This is a genomic window from Staphylococcus sp. EG-SA-2 (assembly GCF_017152085.1).
In genome coordinates this window covers 1-513 of sequence record NZ_JACYHC010000230.1, presented here as the reverse complement: position 1 = coordinate 513, position 513 = coordinate 1, and the positions used below count along the sequence as shown (strand labels likewise).

Here is a 513-nt window from a genome sequence, read left to right as displayed (position 1 = left end):
GAAGATGAGCCTGTTAGAGCGATTAAACGTAAAAAAGATAGCTCAATGGTAAAAATGGCTGAAGCTGTGAAATCTGGTGAAGCAGATGGATGTGTGTCAGCAGGTAATACTGGTGCTTTAATGTCAGCTGGTTTATTCATTGTTGGACGTATTAAAGGTGTAGCTAGACCGGCTTTAGTAGTAACATTGCCAACGATTGATGGAAAAGGTTTTGTATTTTTAGACGTTGGTGCAAATGCTGATGCTAAACCTGAACACTTATTACAGTATGCGCAACTAGGGGATATTTATGCTCAAAAAATCAGAGGTATTGATAATCCGAAAATCTCATTATTAAATATAGGTACCGAGCCAGCTAAAGGTAATAGTTTAACGAAAAAATCATATGAGTTATTAAATCAAGATCATTCATTGAATTTTGTTGGGAATATTGAAGCGAAGACATTAATGGATGGCGATACAGATGTTGTAGTTACCGATGGCTATACTGGGAACATGGTCCTTAAAAATTTA

1 protein-coding gene is annotated in these 513 nt (G+C 36.3%); it reads left to right on the top strand.

Going from position 1 to position 513, the window contains the following annotated elements:
- Positions 1–513: phosphate acyltransferase PlsX (gene plsX, locus IDG60_RS27325; protein WP_206160454.1), on the top strand; the 513-nt coding region annotated here is incomplete at both ends.